1 protein-coding gene is annotated in these 396 nt (G+C 64.1%); it reads right to left on the bottom strand.

Annotated features, from left to right (window positions below; all coding sequences use genetic code 11):
• The coding region (locus B4E36_RS23025; RefSeq protein WP_345900860.1) for a LacI family DNA-binding transcriptional regulator at nucleotides 1-396 on the bottom strand (396 nt) is incomplete at both ends.

Here is a 396-nt window from a genome sequence, read left to right as displayed (position 1 = left end):
TTGATGAGAACGAGACGCGTGCCATTGGCGGCCGCCAGCCGCATCAGCGTATCCGGCACGGCCCCCGACAGGAGAACGACCGTGCGGACCCTGTATTCAAGCAGCTTTGCAACGGCATTTTCCATGTCGTTCTGCTGACCCGCCAGATTGAGCAGCATGCACTGCAGCCCGTTTGCGTAGAGCGCCGCCGTCAGCGCATCGACCTGGGCGGAAATATAGGGATTGGAGAGGTTCGCGCCGACAAGGCCGACGAGATCCGAGCGTTCCTTGTGCAACGTGCGGGCAAGGAGGTTGACGCGGTAGCCAAGCTCCTCCGCCGCCTGCATCACCCGGGCGCGGGTCTTGGGCGCAACGCTCGCGCCTTCGGTGAATGTGCGCGAGACGGCGGAGCGGGAA

This window comes from Martelella sp. UBA3392 (genome assembly GCF_002358775.1).
In the GTDB taxonomy this organism is placed as follows: Bacteria; Pseudomonadota; Alphaproteobacteria; order Rhizobiales; family Rhizobiaceae; genus Martelella; species Martelella mediterranea.
The sequence above is the reverse complement of the archived record's forward strand: the minus strand, read 5'-3'. Positions and strand labels throughout refer to the sequence as shown.